Below are 20,739 nucleotides of genomic sequence, written 5' to 3' on the forward strand. Positions count from 1 at the left end.
CCCGCAATGCAATGCATCCACCCCGCAGTCCGGCGCCCTGCCGGACTGAACGGGAGGCCTCTGTCCATTGCCCCTCCTTCGGGGCCTTCACAGGAGACGTCGATGTTCATGCGCTGGGCCGTCGTGTTGCTGCTGGTGGTTTCCGGAGCGGGGTGGGCGGAGGAGGTTGCCTACCCCGACGACTACGTGGCCGAGGAGGAAGTCGACCCCCTTGAGGCAGGCGGGGATGCGCTGCTCGAGCCTTCCATGGATGAGGGGAACGGCCTGGTCGAAGAGGAGCCGGCCACGTCTGGCTCGGGCTCTCGCTGGGCGAACCGGCTGAGCGTGGAGACCACGACATGGGCGCTTCTGCCGCGGAGAGGGGCGGGGACGGATGAAGGCTTCCTGCAGGTGCACCCGCGGCTGGAGGTCGTCAGACCAGGCTTCCTCCAAGTCGACCTGGGCGCTCCGGTGCGACTGCGCATGTGGGGCGGAGGGGAGGGCGCCAGCTTTGTGCGGAAGGAGGACTGGGATGAGCTCTCCGATTGGGGCCAGGTGGTGCAGAACCTGATGGTGGGAGGGGACGCGCCGAACTTCGTATGGGTGGGCGCGCTGGAGTCCTACACCCTGCTGTCCGGGCACCTGGTGCGCCGCTACAACAACCGGGGCAACCCCAACTACAACCCAGCCGGCGCGGTGGTGACGGGGATGCTGAGGCCCCTCTACGTCGAGGCCTTCGCTTCGGACGTGCTGGGCGCGCGGCTGATGGGGGCCGAAGTCGTGCTGGACGTGCAGCACATCCTCTTTGGACGCGCTCCATACCCCATGCAGTACACGCTGGCGCTGTCCGCGGTGCATGACTGGGGCAGGGCCGGAGGGACATCCGAGTCGATGACGCTGGCCCACCTGGATGGGACGGCCATGCTCGTGCGGCGCCGCAACCCCGAGGGGGGCTTCGAGCTGCAGGCGAATGCGGGCTGGGGCGGACGTCCTGGCGAGGGTGGTGCGTGGGGCGCGGTGGCGGGGCTGGGCGCGGAGTACCTGACCTCGAGGATGGACATGCGTGCGCGCCTGGAGGGCCGCCTCCAGCGCGGTGGCTTTCGGCAGGGCGCCTTCGGCCCGGACTACGAGCTGGCGCGCTTTCAGGTGGCGGGCCCGGATGCTGTGCCGCAGGCGGACGCGCCGTTCCCGGACGGGTACTCGGCCTACGGCGAGCTGATTCTGAGCTGGGACGCGGAGAGTCTGGGTGTCCTCGGCCAGCGTCACTTCCGCCTGACGATGGGCACCGAGGTCTTCAACTGGGGCCGGGTGGACGTGGACGGCCGGCTGGAGACGCAGCTCTTCCACCGGAATCTCTCGGTGGGGGTGGGCGGCGTGGCGGTGGGCGCAGGCAAGCCGGGGGCGCGCTACCTCGCATCGGCCGAGGTGCGATGGCGTTTCCTGGGAGGGAAGCTGTACGCGGTGGGGCAGGGGGGCACGCTGCTCTTCCCGACGGCGGAAGGGACGCTGCGGCCTGGCGCCTTCGCCTCCGTGGGGCTGGGGGTGGACAATGCGCGCTGAGCGGCGTTGGCGCGGCGGGCTTGGCCTCGCGCTGGCTGTGGCCCTCCTGGCCTCCGGGTGCGCCTCGTTGCCGGCGAGGCCGGGCCAGGCGGGCCGTGGGGCCGCCCTGGCCTTCAGCCCCCTCTCCGTGCCCTTTCAGGCGACGAGGAGCGCGGCGGCAGGTGTGTATGGGGAACAGGAGCCAGGCGCCGCGAGTGGGACGGCCGAGCCGGCGCCGATGGGCTATCGGCGCGGGCCCATCGGCAATGCCGTCAACCGGAAGGAGGGGCCGCGAGGCTCGGACGCTGAGGGCGGGGCCTTTGCCTGTGGCGGCAAGGCCTTGCCCTCGGACTGGCCCCGCCTGACTCAAAGCCGCGAAGTGCTGGCGCCCTTCCTGCCGTGTGGCTCGCCCGCGGAGTTCGTTGCCATGCAGCGCGGGGTAGACATGGCCGCGCTGGTGCAGTCCCTCTCTCCCTGGGACGCGGTCCGCCTGGGCGCCTTGGGGCCTCTGGACGAGCACGCCTCGGAGGTCCTCAGTCGCAAGCGCGCGGACTTCATCGTCACGTCCGAGGAGAGGTACGGCGTGCCGTACGCGGAGGTATTCACCCTCTTCGTCCTCCACTCGGCCTTCGACGACGAGCTGCGCGAGGTGGTGCAGCGGCTGGCCCGCGACAAGCAGTTAGAAGACACGCTGGGCGCCATGGCCTCTGTCCGCGAGGAGTTGAAGCGGCGGGGCCTGGCGCTGGAAGGCTTCCCGGAGCGGGGAGAGCAGGGCCGCGACGTGTTGCGCGGGCTGGGGCGGGCGGGCCGCGACATGCTCTCCAGCACCCTGGTGAGCGGTGAGGCCCGGTACACAGAGCTCATGGCGATGCGTGGGCAGATGCCGTCGCCCTACCAAACAGCCATCGACGAGGTGGAGAAGGCGTTGATGGAGAGGCACTACTCGCCGGGAAGCCTCTCGGCGGGAGCCTTCGACCATCTGACCTTCGGTGTGCCGGTGGGCTTCTACCACTTGGCGATGGGGACGGGGCATGGTGCGTACTCGCTGGCGCAGGGCAAGTACGAGCAGGCCACGCGCGAACTGGCGCCGGCCGCGCTGGCGGTGGCGGTGTACGCCGGAGGCAAGGGCGCCCGGGCCTTGGTGGAGTCGCGCGGAGGACTGAGGCGGCTCCGGATGCCGGCGCTCGACGTGGCCGGCATGAAGGCGCTGCTGGCGCGCCTGGAAGAGCAACTCGGCATCAACGCCGCGCGCGACCTGCTGCGCTACCTCCAGGCGAGCCGCGAAGGTGCCCTGCTGGCCGCTGAGTGGGGGGAGGCGGGGCTGCTGGCGCTGTACGAGGCCCGCGGAAACCCCGCGAAGGCGCAGGCCGTGCTGATGGAGACGGCCAGCCGCGAGTCTGCTCAGGTCGTGGCCACGAGGGGCTCTGCAGGGAAGCGGCCCGTCAACCTGGACCTCTTCGAGCAGAGCGCCGAGGTGTCCGCTGCGGAGGCGCAGGCGGCCAGCCGCGAGTCTTCCGGGGCTGCAGCGACGAGAGGGGGCGCGAGTCGCGAGGCCGCGCAGCCCGCGGCTTCACGGGGCGCAAGCGGGAAGCGGTACGTCAACCTGGACCTCTTCGCGCAGGACGCCAAGGTGGGCGCTGCGGAGGCCGCGAAGGCGAAGCTGTTCCTCGCGGAGCTGGAGTCCTTGGGGCCCCGGCTCCCGAAGGACGTGAAGCTGCTGAAGCAAATGGCCCCGAAGCTGGAGGAGCCGCCGACGGGAGTCGAGAAGGGGGCGGCGCTCTGGCAGGAGTACGTCGCCTACCGCAAGAGGCGGCTGAAGGAGATTCAGGACGGTGACGCCGTCAAGGGCCCCCTGAAGTGGGAGGGCTACGAGGGGATGCGCGCCTACTATGCTCGGGGCATGGCCTTCGAGAGGACCATGGTCGCCATCCTGGAGGCGGACGCTGCGTTGCCCCGCGCACAGCGGCGCTGGCTCGGCGACTTCGAACAGCCGCGCATCGAGACGCACGTGGGAGTGTCGAAGGTGGACTTCCGGTACGCGGACGTCCTCGTCATCGAGGCGCGCCCCCCGCCTGGCCATCCACCTCGGGTGGAGACGTTCAGCTTCAAGAGCCGAAATCTCGCTGTTCTGGACGAGGATACGCTGCCTGTTCAGTTGAACACGGACGCTAGTAACGCGATGAAGTACTACGGTGGAACACTGAAGATTCTTCGGGACGGTATGCGACAGCAGGCGGATGTTCGGCGGGTGCGCCTTGTCTATGAGGGCGGGGAGCTACTGCCCCCAAAGCGGGTAGTGCTGAACAACGCGGTGGACGCGACGCAGAGCAACGTCAAGGGCGTGGAGGTGCTGTTTCAATGAAAGTGCTGACTCTGCGTGACCTGAGCAAGGTGGATAGCCTGCGCTTCACCTTTGCTGGAGCCTACGAGCCGAGGAATGGGCTGGAGCGCGAAGTGGAGCCCTTCCTTGATGCCCTCGAAGAATGCGCCGTTGGGTGGATGCCGAACCTCGTCAAGACGGGCCGGAAGCGGAAATACTCCCGAGAGGCTGTGTGGCGAGCGCTGGAGGAGCGGCGCAATGAGTACGGAACGATCATCGGGCTTTTCCGTTCGGAGAACCCCAGTGTGTCGTTGGTGCTTAATCTCGGGCCGGTGGACGAACAGTCCACCTTTAGGATTAGCCTCAGTGCGCAGCCACTCTCCTTCTTCGACAAGGTGGAGACCTGTCGCGGCTTTGTGGCCGCGGCCCGTGCTTGGGCTTCCCGGTACCCCTCGGAGTACGCCGCAGCGCACAGCCTAGCCGACCTGGAACTTGCGGATTCTCCCGCCTTCGGCCGTGACGATGCGACATGGAAGCGGGACGGGTTCGACAAGCTCTATGAGTTGTTCTGGCTCAACGTCTTCGGCCCCAAGCTGGTCGAAGCGGTGGGAAGAGAACGGATGCTCTCGACGCCAGCGCACCTCGTGGAGGAGCTGCCCAACGGCTCTGTCCTCCTGGTGCTATGGCCTACGGCATCCGAGTTCGCCAGCGATGAGGCGCGCGTGGCGCAGGCCCGCGCCCATGTTCACCTGCGGCTGGACCTCGACTTCGAGACGGTGTTGCGCACGCTGAGAGAGCGCAGCGCCGCACTCGTCCCCATCGAGCCGCGCTTCCATCCAGACGTGGCGCCGTTCCTCTCGCGGCTGCCGGACGAGTTCGCCATCAGCGAGCGGCAACGGAAGATTGCCGAGCTCAACTCCTTCCGGCCTCCTGTGCCGGAAGAGTGGCTTCCTGTCGCCCATCCCTCGGACGTGGCGAATCCGGAGCGCGTCCTCGAGTCCTACGGCGACTTGTCCGAAGGCCTCGTGGCCGCGCTGCACACCAAGGTGCCCTCCATCATGGACGAGACGGCCGAGTCCCTCACGGACCTCGACTTCTATTTCTGGCGGGAGAACTTCCCGGAGCGGTACACGCGCGAACTCATCGACAGTCACACAGCTCCGGCGCTCGGTGCCTATCTGGGGGACGTGCTGGTGCGGCGGTTGGGCGGGACGTGGGTGCTGCGGGCGAAGATGGATGAGTCCCAGGTGCGTGTTGGCAAGCGCATCTGGCTGCCCTTCCTCCGGGCCCGTCGCTACATGCAGTCCCGCCAGTCGCTGTTGGACTACTCTCTCACTCAGTTCTTCCATGAGGTGGAGCGACATCGCTCCTAGCCGGAACCTATGTCTGCCCGCCCCAAATGGTTTGGGGCGCTGAGAAATTCATGTAGTGGTTTTATCAGAAGCCCGTTGCGAATGGCGACGGTTGTTTTGATGTTCACGCAGGAACGAAACCCATGTCTTGGCAGCCGAACCGTAGCGGAGGGCAGAGCCCTTGGACCAGTTGCGATTGAGGGCTGTCGCAATCATTTGTCCAAAGTCTGCTGTTGTGAACTTGGCGGCTGGACGTTTGCTCCGAGTGGCAGCAACAGCAGCTTGGAGGAACGGACTCATGCCTGCGGTGGAGCATAGAACTGTCTCGATACTGGCTTCCGCAGCCCTAAGGAGTGCCTCTGTCGGTGTGACGATTCGCTTGCTAGTCGTCGCGAGGCCTAGGGCGACCAAATCACTAAGTGCATTGCGTTGACTAGATGTGATTTGACCGCGTGCAATTCGGCGCTTCCGGTGGAGAATCTTAGCGAGTGCGACGGCTTTCTTAGGTCCAGAGGCAGCCATGAAAAGGGCAGGAAGTCCTGAGTTCTTTCCGCGCGGATGTCGCTTTAGAGCTAGAGTTCCTTTCTGGCGCCCTTCACCCTGTGGCCGGTGAATATCGCCGTTGGTATTGCTCTCCAAGACTCCCGCGAAGATTAGCCATGGCAACATTCGCCTCGCGTATACTTCCGCCGTTGGAAGACTGAAGTCTGCCGAAGGATACGCAGAGATGAGGGAGTCGCGCAGTTCGTCTTGGGATATTGGGTTCCCTGGCGGGATTTTTTTGTATAGCGAAAGTACGAAGGCATGATCTTTTAGTTGGGATGCCAGGTGATCGGCTATTGCGCCTGAATTTTGCTCATGAAAGCCGGGACGGGCAAGCGACACGTCCCCTCCTGTGCGCTTGGCAAGCTGTAGGTTTTGGAGGTCTGCGAGGACGTTTGTGATAGTTTTTTCTTGGTAGCCAAGCGTTTTGGCTAGAGTTGTGGTGGTGGACAGCCCGCTTGTTCTGAGTTCCTCGATGGCCTTCAACGCCATTGACAATTCGGACTGAGGGATGTGTGTGAGTGGAATCGATGGGACGGTTCCGTTGAGAATGTAGTCGCGGAAGATGTCCCAGTATACTGCGTACTTGTTGCCAGTTCGAATGAGCAGCCGCGAGTGGTAGAGTTGGTTGGGCACCTCATTGCCAAAGTTCTCAGTGACGTCAATTATGTCCGCCGGTGAGTGTTCGGCTACATATTTGAGGCAGGCGGTCTGATCGCGAGATAGCGGTTCGAGGTCTTCATCGAAGAGCAGGTTGATGTTGAGCTTTCGCGCCATCAGTTCTTCTTGACTAGTGCCTTTGGAGATCTGGTGGTGGACGTGGATGCAGAGTTTCTTGAGAAGCCAAGGAAATCCTTGCGATTGTTCTGAGAGTCTTCTTCTGAGCTGTTTGTCGAGTTTGAGGCGTATATTCTTCTCGAATTGATTGAGGAGTAGTGCTGTTTCTCTTCCTGAAAATTGGCCAACCTTAAGATCGAGTCGTTTGTCTTTGAGGTTTTGCCACATGAAATACGCCGGATGGTCGTCGGAGAATGAGATCCCGGTTCGCCAACAGAAGCCGAGGACGATATTTGCCTTGGCTGCGTCGACCTCGAAAGCAAGTCGGCGAAATGCTTCAAAGGTTGAAAGCAAGGATTCTTTTGTGAAGAGCTCCTCAAACTGATCGAAGAAAATGGCAAGGACCCGCTGCTGGTTCTTTAGGGCTTTCAATGCCTCTTGGACTGAGTCGCTTGATAAGGGGGCCTCGGTGCTTGTGATTGAGATCTGGTTGTTCTTGACTGAAATGAAACCTGTGTCGACGGCGTCCTGAAGGGCGCTGTGTAGTGCTTTGGTGATGAATAGAGGGCCCTTGGCGGAGCGAACGTCTACGGGATACAGGGAGAGGCGCTTCTTCCATTTTTTGTTTTTGAAGCGATCGGAGAGTTTTAGGACGATGGACGATTTCCCAAAGCCGGAAGGTCCTGAAATGCAGACGATTCTTGTTGATGTTTGTTCCTTGGCGACATTGCCAAGAAAGCTCCAGACCTGTTTTTGGAGGTCGAGGCGCCCTACGAAATCCTGCGGGCGGCAGGGGCGGTAATCGTCAAAGCGATCCGCCATGTTTACCGTGGTGATAAGTTCGTCTTCGGCGGGGGCTGGCGCTGGTAGGTTGTTCGCTTTAGTGGTGATTAGGCTTCCGTCGGCAATTTCGAGACCAAGCCATAGTTCGGCCTCCTTGAGTGATTCGCAGAGTGGTTCAAAGCTCGAGGTGGGTTTTGAGGAGGCGGGGTAGATTGTTACCCTGCTAGGGATTCCATTGGTGCTCTGCTCAAAGGCCCACCACTCACCTTCGCTTGTGATGAGAAGGGTGCCGTTTCCCGTATGTGTCTTGGCGGCATTGTCGGGTGGGGGGGGCAGGGATAACGCGTCAATCAGTAGGCTTGCAAGTTGGTCGGGTCCGACGAAGGCGATGCGTGCCCCTCGCGCATCTGAGTCCCGCTCACGCTGGTCGAGGAGGCCTTTTGCTTCCTTTCCGAGCCGCGATGTTGAGAATAGGTACACCAGATCTACTTTGTGGATTAGTGCTTTGCCGAGAAGGTCAGTAAGTACTCCGCTTTGGATTGGTTCGTTCTGGAATTTGCATTCCGCGAATATGCGTTGTCTTGTGTCGAGATTGTCCGCGAGTAGGTCAATTTCCATTCCGGTGAAACGCACGCGTGAGGTGACACCGAAGCGCATTTTCCGAAGTGCTTTTGCCATGAGCGTCTCAAAAAAAGATCCGCGCTGGTCGTTAGTCCACGTGCTAGGAATGACGAGGCGAACTTGCTTCTCTGTGGTCATCGGGCAGGTTCCTAAGGAGGGCAGGGGTTTCCGGTGGAGTATGGCAAGTACTGGATGCGTTGGGTGCTGGGGCTAAATTGACCCTTCCGTTGACGAGGAGGAGGAACTGCCCGATTTGTCGCTGATGGATGCCCTTTTTCAGATGGCCTTCCTGGAGGCATGGCGCCAAACGAGAGCTTCAACGGCCGATCCGTGACGAGTGTCTGTCAGCGGAGTAGCTTGCCAGAAGGAAAGCGGTTGTTGTTCTGAGCTAAAAGCCTGTTTCGGTAGGGAAGAAGTCTGCCCGCCTGCATCATTCTGACTGCGAAAGTGCAGACGCATGGGGCTGGTGACTAAAAACGACGGCTGGAGGATGCCGGACGACAGGCACTTCGGCCGAGAAGCCTCACTGCTGGCTCGACGCCACAGGGTGTACCAACACGCCCGAGCCCGTCACCCTGCGCGCTGGAGCCGCGACACGCGCAACTGGACACCAGCAGGCCCCGTCCGTCTCGGTCCCTCCCCAAACCTCACCCCGGCCGTGCAGGAGTTCATGCGCATCGGCTGAATCCTCTCTCTCGACATCTACCTTGACGCTCACCGATACCGGCCGGCGTAGCCGTAGGTGATGAGGTTCAGCAGGCTGCCGTCCGCTATGGATATCCTCTCCGCGTGCTGCAAGGACGACGGAGGTGGCAGTCGATGCTTCGCTCGAAACCCGCGCGGAGACTCGTGCTTTCTTGCCCACCTTGGTGGGCGCGAGGCTTCTCGGTGGAGGCCCTTCCTCCGGGGGGCTGTCTGGCGCGGGGCTACTCGGGCTTGTGCGGCGTTGGAGGCGCTGCGCGCCAGTGGGGCGCCGCAAATCCAGGAGGCCGCGCGACGGGCGGGTGCTCTGCGGAGTCTTGGGGTTCTTGGATTCTCTCGGGCGGCTCTGGACGGGGGAGCCGGGCGCCTTGCGAGAAGGGCGAGTGACCCCCGTGAAACGGCGGCGGATACGCCTGGATCAGAGGCCTCCTGAAAGCGCCCTCACTTTGAGTATTGGTTGGGAGGGCCCCCGCTGGCCTTGCGTCACCCTCTCGGGGACCAGCAAAGCAGGTAAGAGACGAAACCAAAAAGTAGAGAGAGACGCCTTCTCAGAAACCTCAGAGCGGAAAGAGCGGGTCTCCAGGGGAGTGTTGTTAACCGCCTCCCCAAAAGTTAACAGCACCTGTTAACCGCTCTCGGCCTCTCTCTCCCCAAAACGGGCGAAAGAGCGCTTCAGAGCCCCCAATCGGCGGTGGAGAAGAGGGGCATCTCGCTCTGCGATGGCGAGAGCCGAGAGCGCCCTCTTCAACACCGCGAGGCAAAATCCCTTGTGATTCAGGGGCTTAAGCACGAAGGCCCCGCGATTTTCATCGCGAGGCCCATGTAAAACAAAAGGGCCCTACCGGTTGGTAGGGCCCTTCGTTCAGCTCCCCGACGTGGACTCGAACCACGGACCTAGTGATTAACAGTCACCCGCTCTACCGGCTGAGCTATCGGGGAATATGTCCTCACGGCGGAACCGCGTTGCCGTGATGAGGCGCTTTCTAGAGAATGGTGCCCGCTCTGTCAACAGTCCCTTTTGATCCGCTCTCCCGGCTTCACCTCCAGCCTTGGTCCGCACTCGACGGCCTGGGCCCCGTGGCGGCCGATTCCATCGCCCAGGTGCTCGCCGGCTCCTCCGCCGAGCGCGTGCTCGACCGTACTCTGCGTGGCCAGCGCTCCCTGACCCGAGAGCAGCGCCAGGCTCTCAAGGAGGCCGTCTTCAACGTCGGGCTCTGGCGGCGCCGCCTTGGGTTCCTCCTGGGCCGCGAGGACGCCGCTCCTCCCTTCCTGCTCCATGCCTTGATGCACGGCCTCTCGGGCGTCCCGGCTGTGGAGTCCGCCGCCCTGGCCGGGCTCGGGGATGAGGCGCCGCCCCCGTTGGTTTCGGCGCTCCCCCCCACGCTCGCGCTCCGTGCCTCGCTCCCGGATTGGCTCGCCGAGCACTTCACCCGGGAGTTCGGTCCCGAGGCCGACGACTTCTGCGCCCACCTGAACGTCCCCGGGCCCATCACCCTCCGGGCCAACGTCCTGCGCACCTCGCGGGAGGCCCTTGCCGAGCGGCTTCGCTCCGAGGGCGTCGAGACGCGCCCCGGCCCCTGGAGCCCGCTGGCGCTCCAGATCGAGGGTCCCCGGCCCAACCTCTATGGCCTCCGCTCCCTCCAGAAGGGGCTGTTCGAGGTCCAGGACGAGGGCAGCCAGCTCCTGGGGCTCCTCGTGGAGGCCCGGCCCGGGGAGACGGTGCTGGACCTCTGTGCCGGCGCGGGCGGCAAGACGCTCCAACTGGGCGCGGACATGAAGGACTCGGGGCGGCTCCTGGCCTATGACCCGGACCCCGAGCGGCTCGACCGGCTCCTCCAGCGCTCCGCCCGGGCTCACCTCACCCGAGTCCAGGTGCTCCGGAGCCTTCCCAAGGGTCTGGACGCGGATCGGGTGCTCGTGGACGCGCCATGCTCGGAGCTGGGCTCCCTGCGCCGGGGCCCTGACCAGCGCTTCCGCATCCAGCCGGAGGTGCTCACCCGGTTTCCGGCGCTCCAGCAGGACATCCTCCAGCGTGGGGCCCGCCCGGTGCGCCCCGGCGGGCGGCTCGTCTATGCCACCTGCACCGTCAACCGCGCGGAGAATGAGGACGTCGTCGCCGCCTTCCTGGCTTCGCGCCCGGACTTCCGCCTCGTACGGCCCGGGGCGGGGTGGCTCTCCGACGCGTGTCTCCGCGACGGATTCCTCTTCGTCGCGCCCCACCGGCATGGCACGGACGCCTTCTTCGCCGCCGTCCTGGAGCGGTCGGCAGGGTAGGGACGGGGGCGACAGGCGGTCGCAGTGTCCGTGTCCCGACGGACGGGGGAACTCAACGCTTCGCCCGCCCGGGCCTCGAATCACCGTGCCCCCCGGGCCCCGGGTGCTATGAAGCGCCCCGTGCGCTGGCTCAAGCCCCTTCCGCTCCGTCCTCGCGACGCCGTGCATGTCGTCGCCCCCTCCGGGCCCTTCGACCGCCCGAGCTTCGAGGCCGGCCTGGCCGTCATCGCGGAGCGCTACAGCCCCGTCCACGGCCCCGACATCTTCGCCGCCCACCGCTACCTCGCGGGGGATGACGCGCGCCGGGGCGGGGAGCTGTCGCGCGCCCTGTTGGACCGGGACGCCCGCGCCATCTTCAGCGCCCGCGGTGGCTACGGCAGCGCCCGGCTCCTGCCGGACCTTCCCTTCGCGGACGCCTCGCACGCGGCCTTCGTCGGCTTCTCCGACCTCACCTCCGTCCACGGCGCGCTCCAGGCGCTGGGGCGCGTCTCCTTCCACGGGCCCGTCCTCACGCAGCTCGGCCGGCAGCCTCCCGCGGTGCGCGAGTACCTGTTCCGACTCCTCGAGTCCCCCGAGGCGCCGCCCCCGCTGACGGGCTCGGCGACCTACGTGCCCGGCATGGCGGAGGGGCACCTCGTAGGCGGCAACCTGTCCGTGCTGTCGCGCCTCATCGGCACCTCGTACATGCCGCCGCTCGACGGAGCGGTGCTGCTGCTGGAGGACGTCACCGAGCGCCCGTACCGCATCGACCGCATGTGGACCCACCTGCGCCTGGCGGGTGTCTTCTCCCGCGTGCGAGGCATCGTCCTGGGCGACTTCACCGGGTGCGAGGAGAAGGGCGCGGACTACTCCAGCGCCGACGTGCTCCGTGAGCTCGCGCGCGAGGCGGGCCTTCCCTGCGCGGCGGGCTTCCCCATCGGCCACGGTGACATCAACTACCCCGTGGCGCTCGGCACCCAGGTCCGCCTGGACGCGGATGCCGCGCGCCTCACCTTCCTCGAAGGAGCCGTGCGGGCATGAGTGGCGGTACCCACCCCATCGCGATTCTGCAGAAGGTCCTCAATGACGCCTGTGACCTGGGCGTCTTCCCCTCGGCCCAGGCCGTCGTGCTGCACCGGGGCGTCCAGGTGTTCGGCGGCGTCGCGGGCAAGGTCTCCGGCGACACGCGCTTCGACCTGGCGTCGCTCACCAAGGTCATCAGCACCACCTCGCTCTTTCTCCGCCTCTGGACGGAAGGGAAGGTGGGCCCGGAGACGCTGGTGTCCCGCTACTTCCCGGGCACGCCCGTGGGCGACGCGGGCGTCACCGTGGCGGACCTGCTCTACCACCGCTCCGGCCTGCCGCCCTTCGTGCCCTTCTTCGCGCAGGCGCTCACCGCGCACCCCGAGCTGCTGGACGCGGACTGTCCCTCCGCCCTGCGCGCCCACGTCCGCGACGAGGTCATCCAGGCCGCCGCCGCCACGCCGCTCGCCGCCGAGCCCAGGACGCGCGCCGCCTACAGCGACGTTGGCTTCATTCTCCTGGGCGAAATCCTCTCGCGGGCCGCGGGCGCTCCGCTGGACACGCTCTTCTCCCGCCACGTCGCCGAGCCCCTGGGCCTCAGCGCCCGCTTCCACCGCCTCACCGACTTCCCCGCGGACACCATGCCCGCGCCCACCGGCGCCACCCGCCCGCGGGAGCCGGCTCCGGGGCAGGAGACGCTGTGGAAGGACGTGCCCACCCAGTCCACGCGCCCGGGCGAAGTGGACGACGACAACGCCTGGGTGATGGACGGTGTCGCCGGCCACGCGGGCCTCTTCGGCACCGCCGTGGACGTGGCCCGCTTCGGCCAGGCCGTGCTGGACGGCTGCGCGGGCGGAGCCGTCATCGCGCCGGGGCTGCTGTGGCACCGCGCGCTGGCCACGGACTCGAAGGTGCAGGCCAGCACCCGCTCCATGGGCTTCGACTCGCCCTCCGAGGGCGTGTCCAGCGCCGGGCACTACATTGGCGACACCCCGCCGGGCGCGGTGGGGCACCTGGGCTTCACCGGCACCAGCCTCTGGGTGGACCTGCGCCGCTCGCTGGTGGTGGCGCTGGTGACGAATCGCGTGGCCAACGGCCGCCAGGAAACGCGCATCCGGGACTTCCGACCGCTCTTCCATGACTTCGTCGTGGAGGCGCTCGAGCTCACTGAAACGAAGCAGGGACACCATGGCTGACGACAACGGAAGCGTCCTCGACACCCTCGAACCCGGCAGCGTGCGCCGCATCCACCTGGTGGGCGTGGCGGGCACGGGCATGGGCTCCTTCGCCGGCATGCTCAAGGCCGCCGGCTACGACGTCACCGGCAGCGACGAGAATGTCTACCCGCCCATGAGCGACATGCTCCGGACGTGGGGCATCCCCGCCGCCACGCCGTACCGTCCGGAGAACCTGGACGAGGCGAAGCCGGACCTCGTCATCATCGGCAACGTCATCCGCCGCGTGAATCCCGAGGCCACCGCCGTGCGCGAGCGCGGTCTCAAGCAGATGAGCTTCCCCGCCGCGCTGGGCTCGCTCTTCCTGGACCGCTCGCACTCCGTCGTCGTGGCTGGCACGCACGGGAAGACGACCACGTCCTCGCTCATGGCCCACGTGCTGGTGGCGGCGGGCAAGGACCCGTCCTTCCTCGTGGGCGGCGTCACGCAGAACTACGCGGGCAACTACCGCGTGGGGAAGGGGGCGCACTTCGTCGTCGAGGGCGACGAGTACGACACCGCGTACTGGGACAAGGGCTCCAAGTTCCTCCACTACCGGCCGCGCACCGCCATCCTCACCAGCGTGGAGTTCGACCACGCGGACATCTTCCGCGACTTGCCGCACTACGAGGCGACGTTCGAGAAGTTCGTCCGGCTCATCCCTCAGGACGGGCAGCTCGTCGTCTGCGCCGCCTATCCCAACGCGGTGAAGCTGGCGCGCGAGGGCTGTCCGGGGCGCGTGGTGACGTACGTCGCGAAGGAGGGCGCGGACGCGGACTACACGCCGCGCAACCTGTCCTTCGGCCCGGACGGCGCGCGCTTCGACGTGGTGGCGCGCGGCGAGGTGCAGGGCACGGTGCAGCTCCCCATGGGCGGCGCGCACAACGTGGAGAACGCACTGGCCGTCATCGCGGCGGCGCAGGGCCTGGGGCTCACCTTCGACGAAATCGCGCAGGGGCTGGCCACCTTCAGCGGCGTGAAGCGCCGGCAGGAGATTCGCGGCGAGCCGGACGGTGTCATGGTGATTGACGACTTCGCGCACCACCCGACGGCCGTGCGGGAGACCATCGCCGCCATCCACCACCGCTACCCGGAGCGGCGGCTGTGGGCGATTTTCGAGCCGCGCTCCAACACCAGCCGCCGCAACATCCACCAGGAGGACTACGCCCACGCCTTCACCGGCGCGGCCCGCGCCAGCCTCAAGGTGCCCGAGCGCCACGACAAGGTGCCCGTGGGCGAGGAGCTGGACGTGCGCAAGCTCGTCACCGACCTCCAGGCCCAGGGCATTGCCGCCGAGGGTGCCACGGACGTGCAGGTCCTGGTGGACCTGGCCGCCCGCGAGGCCCGTCCCGGCGACGTGCTGCTGGTGATGAGCAACGGGGCCTTTGGTGGTTTCATCGACAAGGTGCTCGCGGCCCTCTCGGCCCGGGCGCAGAAGGGAGCCTGACATGCCGCGCCTGCCATTTGCCGCCGTCGTTGGAGCGCTCGCGCTGTCCGGCTGTGCGCGCGCTCCCTCCATTCCGCCGCCGGGGCCGGAGGGGCAGGGGACTTCAAAGCGCAGCGGGCTCAAGGGCTCGCAGCCGCTGGACTTCCAGGTGAAGCGCTATCCCGGCGGCGAGTCATATGACCTCGCCTCGGACCGGGGCAGCGTGGTGGTGCTCGACGTGTGGGCCACCTGGTGCGAGCCCTGCAAGGACGCGCTGCCCTACTACCAGGACCTCGCGAACGAGTACGCGGCCCAGGGCCTGAAGGTGTACGCGCTCAACATCGACGAGGACCCGCGCGCCATCCCCACCTTCCTGGCGGAGACGAAGGTGACGCTGCCCGTCCTCCTGGACCAGAACGCCCAGGTGGCCGAGCGCACCCTCAAGGTGCGGGGCATGCCCACCACGTATTTCATCGACCGCAAGGGCGTGGTGCGCCACGTCCATGAAGGCTTCGCCGAGGAGTTCCTCGCGAAGTACCAGACGGAGCTCGAGGCGCTGCTCGCCGAGCCCACCCCGTAGAGGAGAGCGTCATGTCCCAGGACTCGCCCGACAGCCTGCGCCGCACCGCCGAGGAGGGCGCCCGGCTTGCTGGCCGCATCCTCGCGGACCGGTTCCTGGGCGAGCGCACCATCGAGTTCAAGGGGGGCATCGACCTGGTGACGGACGCGGACAAGGCCTCCGAGGAAGCGCTGCTGGCCTTCATCCGCGAGCGCCACCCCGACCACGCCATTCTCGCGGAGGAGAGCGGCGCCACGCAGGGCACCGACAGCCTGCGCTGGCTGGTGGACCCGCTGGACGGCACCACCAACTACTCGCACCGCGTGCCGCACTTCTGCGTCAGCGTGGCGGTGGAGGGCCCCGGCGGCGTGCTGGCCGGCGTCGTCTATGACCCGATGCTGGACGAACTGTTCTCCGCCGCGCGCGGGCAGGGCGCCACGCTCAACGGCCGTCCGCTGCGCGCCAGCACCGTGTCCTCGTTGGACCGGGCGCTGCTCTGCACGGGCTTCCCCTACGACGTGCGCGAGCGCCCGGATGGGCCGGTGGGCCTCTTTACCCGCCTCATCCTTCACGCGCAGGGCATGCGCCGCACGGGCAGCGCCGCCATGGACCTGGCCTACGTGGCCGCGGGCCGCTTCGACGGCTTCTTCGAGTTCGGCTTGAAGCCGTGGGACATCGCCGCGGGCTCGCTGCTGGTGGAGGAGGCGGGCGGCGTCATCCGCCACATCTCCGGCGAGCCCTTCGACGTGCTGCGCGGTGACGTGATTGCCTCCGCGCCCGCGCTGGCCCCGGCGCTGCTGTCCGAGGCGAAGCACTTCGTGGACGGGCTGCGCGAACAGCCTCCGCGCGGCTGAGGCTCAGGCGAAGGCTAGAAGAAGCTCTCCGGCACGAAGACGATGTCGCCGGGCTGGAGCATGAAGTTCTTCTCCCGCCCCACGCCGATGTCCTCCACGGGCACGCGAATCTTGCGCTCCTGCCCGTCCACCACGCGCGTCACCAGCGTGTTGTTCTTCGCCGCCAGCTTGGTGAAGCCGCCGGCCAGCGTAATCGCCTGGACGATGGACATCTCGTTGTCCACGGGGAAGGTGCCCGGCTTCTGCACTTCGCCGAAGACGAACACCTTCTGCGAGTTGTACTCGCGGATGAGCACCGACACCTGCGGGCGGCGCACGTAGCGCGCCAGGCAGTCCCGCAGCTGGTCCGCCGCCGAGCTGGGCGTGGTCCCCGACAGCGGCACCTTGCCGCACAGCGGGTAGTCGATGGTGCCCTCGCTGGACAGGCGCCAGGTGCCGGAGTGCTCGGGCTCCTGGAAGACACGCACCTCCACGACGTCTCCGGGCCCCAGCTTGCCACCGCTGGAGCGCGCGGCTTCCGCCTCCGCGGCGGGCGTGGGAGCGGGCGGCGGCGGGCGCTGCGACGTGCCGAAGCAGCCGGGCAGCGTCATCAGGGACAGCGCGGTGAAGGCGGCGCGGAAGCTGTTCATCTCCAGGAGGGACAGACGCTCACTCAGTACGTCACGGAGAGGCGGGCGTACCCCTCGTGCCGCGAGTAGTTGAGGCCGCCGCCATCCACCGAGGAGGAGCGGCGACCCAGCATGTAGCCTGCAGCGCCCGTCAGCCACGGGTAGAACTGGTACTCCGGGCCGATATTCACGCCGACGACGGTGTCCTTCCGGCCGCCGTCGAAGCGCAGGAAGTCCACCGCGAGCCCGCCGGACACCGTCAGCTTGCCGCCGAAGAGGGCGCGCACCTCGCCGTAGCCCCGGTTGTCCGTGAAGAAGCCGTAGGCGGCCACGGGCTCCAGGGTGCGCAGGTAGCCCGCCTTGAAGCTCAGGGTGGGGCTGTAGAGGTAGGTGCCCTCCATCTGCCCCAGGAAGGTGCCGCCGCCGGTGCTGCCGAAGTTCTGGCCCCAGCCCGCCTTCGCCGTGACGGCCACCTTGGGGGACACGAGGCCCGCCACGCCGCCCATGATGCGCAACAGCGAGGCCCCCGGCGTGCTGTCGTTGAAGTAGCTGCGCACGTCCAGGTGGGTGTCCAGCACCACCGCCGTCTTCGGCAGGAAGCGCCAGCGGCCTTCCGCGCCCACGCGCAGGTTGCCGTAGTCGAAGCGCTCCACGGCGGCCGGGTCGCACACGCTTTCGGTGCAGCCGACGGGGCTCACCGAGCTCAGCGGCTGGAAGAACTCCACCGCGTAGGCCACGCTGGGCGTCAGCTCCAGCGCGCCGCCGCCGGGGCGCCACGGGGCCTTCACGCGCGCTTCATTGAAGAGGCTGAGCACGCCCACGCCCACGGCCGCGGTGCGCGTGCGGTCCGAGCGCGCGAACTGGTTCGACACCTCCAGCGTCAGCGGGGCGTCCGGGTTGAAGCGCGCGGTGAGGTCCGCCGCGCCCTCCATGCGCGAGGCCGCGCTGGAGTTCTTCGTCACCAGGCCCGTGTACATCACGTAGTCCAGGTTGGCGCCCAGGTTGAACGCCAGGGTGGACGACGGAATCTCCAGCCGGAAGCCAGGGCGGAAGCGCAGCGCCACGTCGCTCGCCAGGTTGGCCGATACCGGGTCGCTGTTGGGCTCCGCGTTGGAGGTGGGCGAGAAGTAGCCCACGCCGCTGTCCAGCCGCGTCTCCAAGTCGAAGTAGGGGTGCAGCCGCCCGTTGCCCACCTTGAAGCCGTTTCCCCCGGTGGGAGGCGCCGCGATGCCCTGCGCGGAGGCCGTGCCGCCCAGCGCGAGCAGCGCCAGTGCACCCAGTCCTCCCCAGAATGTCGCGGGCTGCTTCATGGCTCAGAAGGGCTTCCCAGGTGTGAGGTGCATCTCCTCCCACCTTTCGTGCTTGCGGCCGGCGGCGTCATAACATGCGTGTCAGGCCGGACCGAACGTTTGTTGGCGGTGTTACCGGACGGGGCTGGCGGGAGGTGGGCGCACCAGGACGGTGTCGGGCGTGAGGGGACGGCTGGGGTCTCCTCCGGGGAGGTTGTTGGGCTCCTCCACCTCTACGAACAGGTTTTCATCGGTGCGGAAGGCGAGCTGGCCGATGCACTCCTCGGCCTCCGAGCGGAGCTGTCCCACCTTCTGCCGGGCGATCATCACCTTGGTGAATTCGTGCTCGCTGGACGAGGACTCCTGGCGGGACACCGCCTCCTGGAGGGACACGTCCGCCTGCTCGGAGATGCGCAGCAGGCCCTTGATTTGAGTGAGCTTCTCGTTGGCGCAGTTGAGCTTCACCACGTCCTTGGTGCGCCGGGCCTCCTCTACCTTCCCCAACACCGAGCGCAGTACTTCGCGCATGCCACCCAGGGCCTGCGTGCTGCGCACCAGCTTCGCCGAGTCCGGCACGTCGCTGGCCTTCTCCAGCGCCGCGGTGGCGGCGGGAGGGGCTGGCGGCGCGGCGGGGGACGGGCTTTGTGCCGTCGCCATGCCGGCGGCCAGGACGGCAAGCATTCCGACGTTGCGCATGCGGCTCACGATGCCGCAGAGCGTAGAGGCAGGGGTGGGGGGTGTCAAACCAACACGAGGGCGATGAAAGTGGCCAGGACTGACTAGTCAGTCCTTCGTCGCGAGACGAACATTGGCCTCGCGCAGACGGGCAGACAGGCTCCTGGCGATATTCACCACGATGAAGGTGAACCCATCTCCATGCGTCCTCCGGAACTCGCGGAGGTCCTGCGCGCCGAGCTGAAGCAGGTCCACGTCCGTCTTCGCGCGCACGGTGGCGGAGCGGAAGTCCTTGTCGATGAGGCCCATCTCCCCGAAGAACTCGGGTGGGGACAGCACCGCGAGCGGATGCAGGCCGCCCTGGGGATGACGGCGTGCGACTTCCACCTGGCCGCGGACGACGACGAAGAGGCTGTCGCCCAAATCCCCTTCTTCGAAGATGACGTCCCCGGCCGCGAAGTGCCGCGCCCGCGCCAGCTCGGCGAGGTGGCCGAGCTCCGCGGAGGAGAGCATTTCGAAGAGCGGCGATGCGGCGATGACGGACAGCTTCTCCATGGTCCCCCCGGGGCCCGGGATGGGTGCTCCCCGACCGGGAGCCTAGCCCGCCGGCGCGAAGACGAAGGGGTAGGAAACGGCTGTCTCGTCGTCGGGTTTGAAGGGGAACACCCAGCTGCGGATGGTGGTGCGGATGCAGCTGCCCACCGCCTCGCTGCCCAGGGTGTTCTCCTCGATTTCGATGTCGCCCGCGCGGCCGGACGTCTTGATGGTGAAGCGCACCACCACCTTGCCCTTGAGGTTGGGGTTCCGCTTGAGCTCCTTCTCGTAGCAACTCTGGATGGCGGCCTTGCGCGCGCGCACGTAGCGGGCCAGCGCGTCGCGGTCCACGTCCGAGCTCTCGATTTCGGGCGTGGCGTCCTGCACGCGGCCCTTCACCACCGTCTCCTTCTTGTCGCCCAGGTCCACCTTGCCGCCGCCCTGGGTGCCAATGGCGCCGATGTCCGTCACCGTGCCCGTGCCGCCGCCGCGAGGACCGCCGGGGGCGCCCACGGAGGCCTCGCGGGCCACGCCCACGCCGCCCGCGCCCGCCAGGGCCTCGGCGATGTCACCGCCGCCACTGGCGCCGCCCAGCACGTCCGCGAAGGCACCCTGGCCGCCGCCGCTATTGGAGCCCAGAATCTTCAGCAGGCCCTTGCCGGAGACCTTCTTCACCACCTCCGCGCGGCGCTGCTGGGCGGCGTCACCCGCGGGCTTGTTCTGCGCGGGCGTGTCGTCCTTGGGCGCGGCATCGGGCTTGTCGCTCTTGGGCGCTTCGGCGGCGCCGGTGTCCGCCGGCTTGGGGGCCTCCACCGGGCGCTGGGGGATGATGGCGCGCACGAAGCGGTCATCCAGTTCGTCCAGCTCCAGCTCGGCCACCTGCGGCGTCTCCGAGGTGATGATGAGGGCGGCGCCGGAGAAGTGGACCAGGAGCGAGGCGGCGAGGATGCCGAAGAAGACGCGGTCCATCGTCTTCCACCGGCTGACCATGACGTCCGCGGCCAGCACCGGCTTCGCCTCGTCGGGCGGCGGCGTGACGAACTGGAAGAAGAGGGTGGCGTCACCCAGCTCCACCTTGCCGCGAGCGCTCTCCGGCAGGGGCAGGACGTGCAGGTCGCCGCGGCGGGTGGCCAGGCCCTGCGCGCGCAGGGATTCGAAGTCCACGTCGGACGAGCCCAGGTTGACGCGGCCCTTCATGTCCGGCGCGATGACGAGCTGGAACTGCTGGTTCTGGTTCTCCAGCAGGGCGAAGCGGGCGGGCCGGCCCTCGGTGGCGGGCAGGACGATGGTGTTCTTCGCGTCGTGGCCGATGGTGACCGTTTCGCGGCGGACGTGGTGCTCTTCGACGATGCGGCCGTTCTGGATGACGCCGACGCGGAGCAGCTTGTTCTGCGAGGTGGCGGCCATGGGACTAGAAGGGTTCCTGTTCCACGCTCTTCTCGACCTTGGGCACGAAGCTCTCGGTGCGGCTGAGGTCATCGAAGCTCAGGTTGGAGCGCTGGAGGATGTACATGGCCTGGGGCTTCTGGATGCGTCCTTCGACGGTGATGGCTTCCAGGCGGATGACTTTGCGCGGGGCCTTCTTCGGCGACGCGGCGCCGCTGCTGGACGAGGAGGCCCGACTGGCGTCCTGGGCCAGTACGGGCGCGGCGGCGAGCAGCACGATGAGGGCGAAGGCGGAGCGCATG

At 67.1% G+C, this 20,739-nt stretch carries 16 protein-coding genes and 1 tRNA gene; 9 read left to right on the forward strand and 8 right to left on the reverse strand.

From position 1 onward, the window contains the following. Positions 1–102: 102 nt before the first annotated feature. From OZ403_RS09545 to OZ403_RS09555, 3 genes are read left to right on the forward strand one after another with little or no spacing between them, the layout of a single operon-like run. The gene (locus OZ403_RS09545; RefSeq protein ID WP_268784012.1) at positions 103–1,539 is read left to right on the forward strand and encodes a hypothetical protein; all 1,437 of its coding nucleotides are present in this window, start codon (positions 103–105) and stop codon (positions 1,537–1,539) included. Next, on the forward strand, positions 1,529–3,880 hold the full coding sequence (locus OZ403_RS09550; protein WP_268784013.1) for a hypothetical protein: 2,352 nt from the start codon (positions 1,529–1,531) through the stop codon (positions 3,878–3,880). Before OZ403_RS09545 ends, OZ403_RS09550 begins: the two co-directional genes overlap by 11 nt. Next, entirely contained in the window at positions 3,877–5,211 is a 1,335-nt protein-coding gene (locus OZ403_RS09555) for a hypothetical protein (RefSeq protein ID WP_268784014.1), read from the forward strand. The genes OZ403_RS09550 and OZ403_RS09555 overlap by 4 nt, the downstream gene beginning before the upstream one ends. A 48-nt stretch (positions 5,212–5,259) precedes the next feature. Here OZ403_RS09555 and OZ403_RS09560 read toward each other — a convergent pair whose 3' ends face one another. Then, positions 5,260–8,052 carry an nSTAND1 domain-containing NTPase gene (locus OZ403_RS09560; RefSeq protein WP_268784015.1) on the reverse strand — a complete coding sequence of 931 codons (2,793 nt, stop codon included), beginning with the start codon at positions 8,050–8,052 and terminating at the stop codon, positions 5,260–5,262. 1,430 nt (positions 8,053–9,482) lie between these two features. Continuing rightward, a tRNA-Asn gene (locus OZ403_RS09565) sits at positions 9,483–9,555 on the reverse strand. Positions 9,556–9,693: 138 nt separating this feature from the next. On the opposite strand from OZ403_RS09565, the gene OZ403_RS09570 reads away from it, so the two are divergent. From OZ403_RS09570 to OZ403_RS09595, 6 genes are all read left to right on the forward strand, one after another. Beyond that, positions 9,694–10,890, forward strand: a complete 1,197-nt coding sequence (locus tag OZ403_RS09570; protein WP_268784016.1) for an RsmB/NOP family class I SAM-dependent RNA methyltransferase — start codon at positions 9,694–9,696, stop codon at positions 10,888–10,890. 108 nt (positions 10,891–10,998) lie between these two features. Then, positions 10,999–11,910 (forward strand): S66 peptidase family protein, encoded by a 912-nt coding sequence (locus OZ403_RS09575; RefSeq protein WP_141255334.1) that lies wholly within the window; start codon positions 10,999–11,001, stop codon positions 11,908–11,910. After that, a complete protein-coding gene (locus OZ403_RS09580) occupies positions 11,907–13,088 on the forward strand; it encodes a serine hydrolase domain-containing protein (RefSeq protein ID WP_268784017.1) in 1,182 nt (393 codons plus the stop codon). Before OZ403_RS09575 ends, OZ403_RS09580 begins: the two co-directional genes overlap by 4 nt. Beyond that, positions 13,081–14,553, forward strand: coding sequence for a UDP-N-acetylmuramate:L-alanyl-gamma-D-glutamyl-meso-diaminopimelate ligase (gene mpl, locus OZ403_RS09585; protein ID WP_268784018.1), 1,473 nt, complete (start codon positions 13,081–13,083; stop codon positions 14,551–14,553). Before OZ403_RS09580 ends, mpl begins: the two co-directional genes overlap by 8 nt. 1 nt (position 14,554) lies before the next feature. Next, positions 14,555–15,112 (forward strand): TlpA family protein disulfide reductase, encoded by a 558-nt coding sequence (locus tag OZ403_RS09590; protein WP_268784019.1) that lies wholly within the window; start codon positions 14,555–14,557, stop codon positions 15,110–15,112. A gap of 11 nt (positions 15,113–15,123) precedes the next feature. After that, positions 15,124–15,945: an inositol monophosphatase family protein gene (locus OZ403_RS09595; protein WP_140797710.1), complete on the forward strand. Its 822-nt coding sequence runs from the start codon at positions 15,124–15,126 to the stop codon at positions 15,943–15,945. Between the two features lie 14 nt (positions 15,946–15,959). Here OZ403_RS09595 and OZ403_RS09600 read toward each other — a convergent pair whose 3' ends face one another. The 6 genes from OZ403_RS09600 to OZ403_RS09625 form a co-directional block, all read right to left on the reverse strand. Then, positions 15,960–16,574, reverse strand: coding sequence for a polysaccharide biosynthesis/export family protein (locus tag OZ403_RS09600; RefSeq protein WP_140853533.1), 615 nt, complete (start codon positions 16,572–16,574; stop codon positions 15,960–15,962). 23 nt (positions 16,575–16,597) lie between these two features. Beyond that, the gene (locus OZ403_RS09605; RefSeq protein ID WP_140797711.1) at positions 16,598–17,863 is read right to left on the reverse strand and encodes a hypothetical protein; all 1,266 of its coding nucleotides are present in this window, start codon (positions 17,861–17,863) and stop codon (positions 16,598–16,600) included. 111 nt (positions 17,864–17,974) lie between these two features. Continuing rightward, positions 17,975–18,538: a hypothetical protein gene (locus tag OZ403_RS09610; protein ID WP_174258702.1), complete on the reverse strand. Its 564-nt coding sequence runs from the start codon at positions 18,536–18,538 to the stop codon at positions 17,975–17,977. Between the two features lie 87 nt (positions 18,539–18,625). Beyond that, positions 18,626–19,072: a cyclic nucleotide-binding domain-containing protein gene (locus OZ403_RS09615; protein ID WP_140853534.1), complete on the reverse strand. Its 447-nt coding sequence runs from the start codon at positions 19,070–19,072 to the stop codon at positions 18,626–18,628. Positions 19,073–19,114: 42 nt separating this feature from the next. Continuing rightward, complete coding sequence (locus OZ403_RS09620; RefSeq protein ID WP_268784020.1) at positions 19,115–20,458, reverse strand: AgmX/PglI C-terminal domain-containing protein; 1,344 nt, start codon at positions 20,456–20,458, stop codon at positions 19,115–19,117. 4 nt (positions 20,459–20,462) lie between these two features. Next, a complete protein-coding gene (locus OZ403_RS09625; RefSeq protein ID WP_140797713.1) occupies positions 20,463–20,738 on the reverse strand; it encodes a hypothetical protein in 276 nt (91 codons plus the stop codon). Position 20,739: the final 1 nt, after the last annotated feature.

This window comes from Myxococcus sp. NMCA1, assembly GCF_026810205.1.
Lineage (GTDB): Bacteria > Myxococcota > Myxococcia > Myxococcales > Myxococcaceae > Myxococcus > Myxococcus xanthus_A.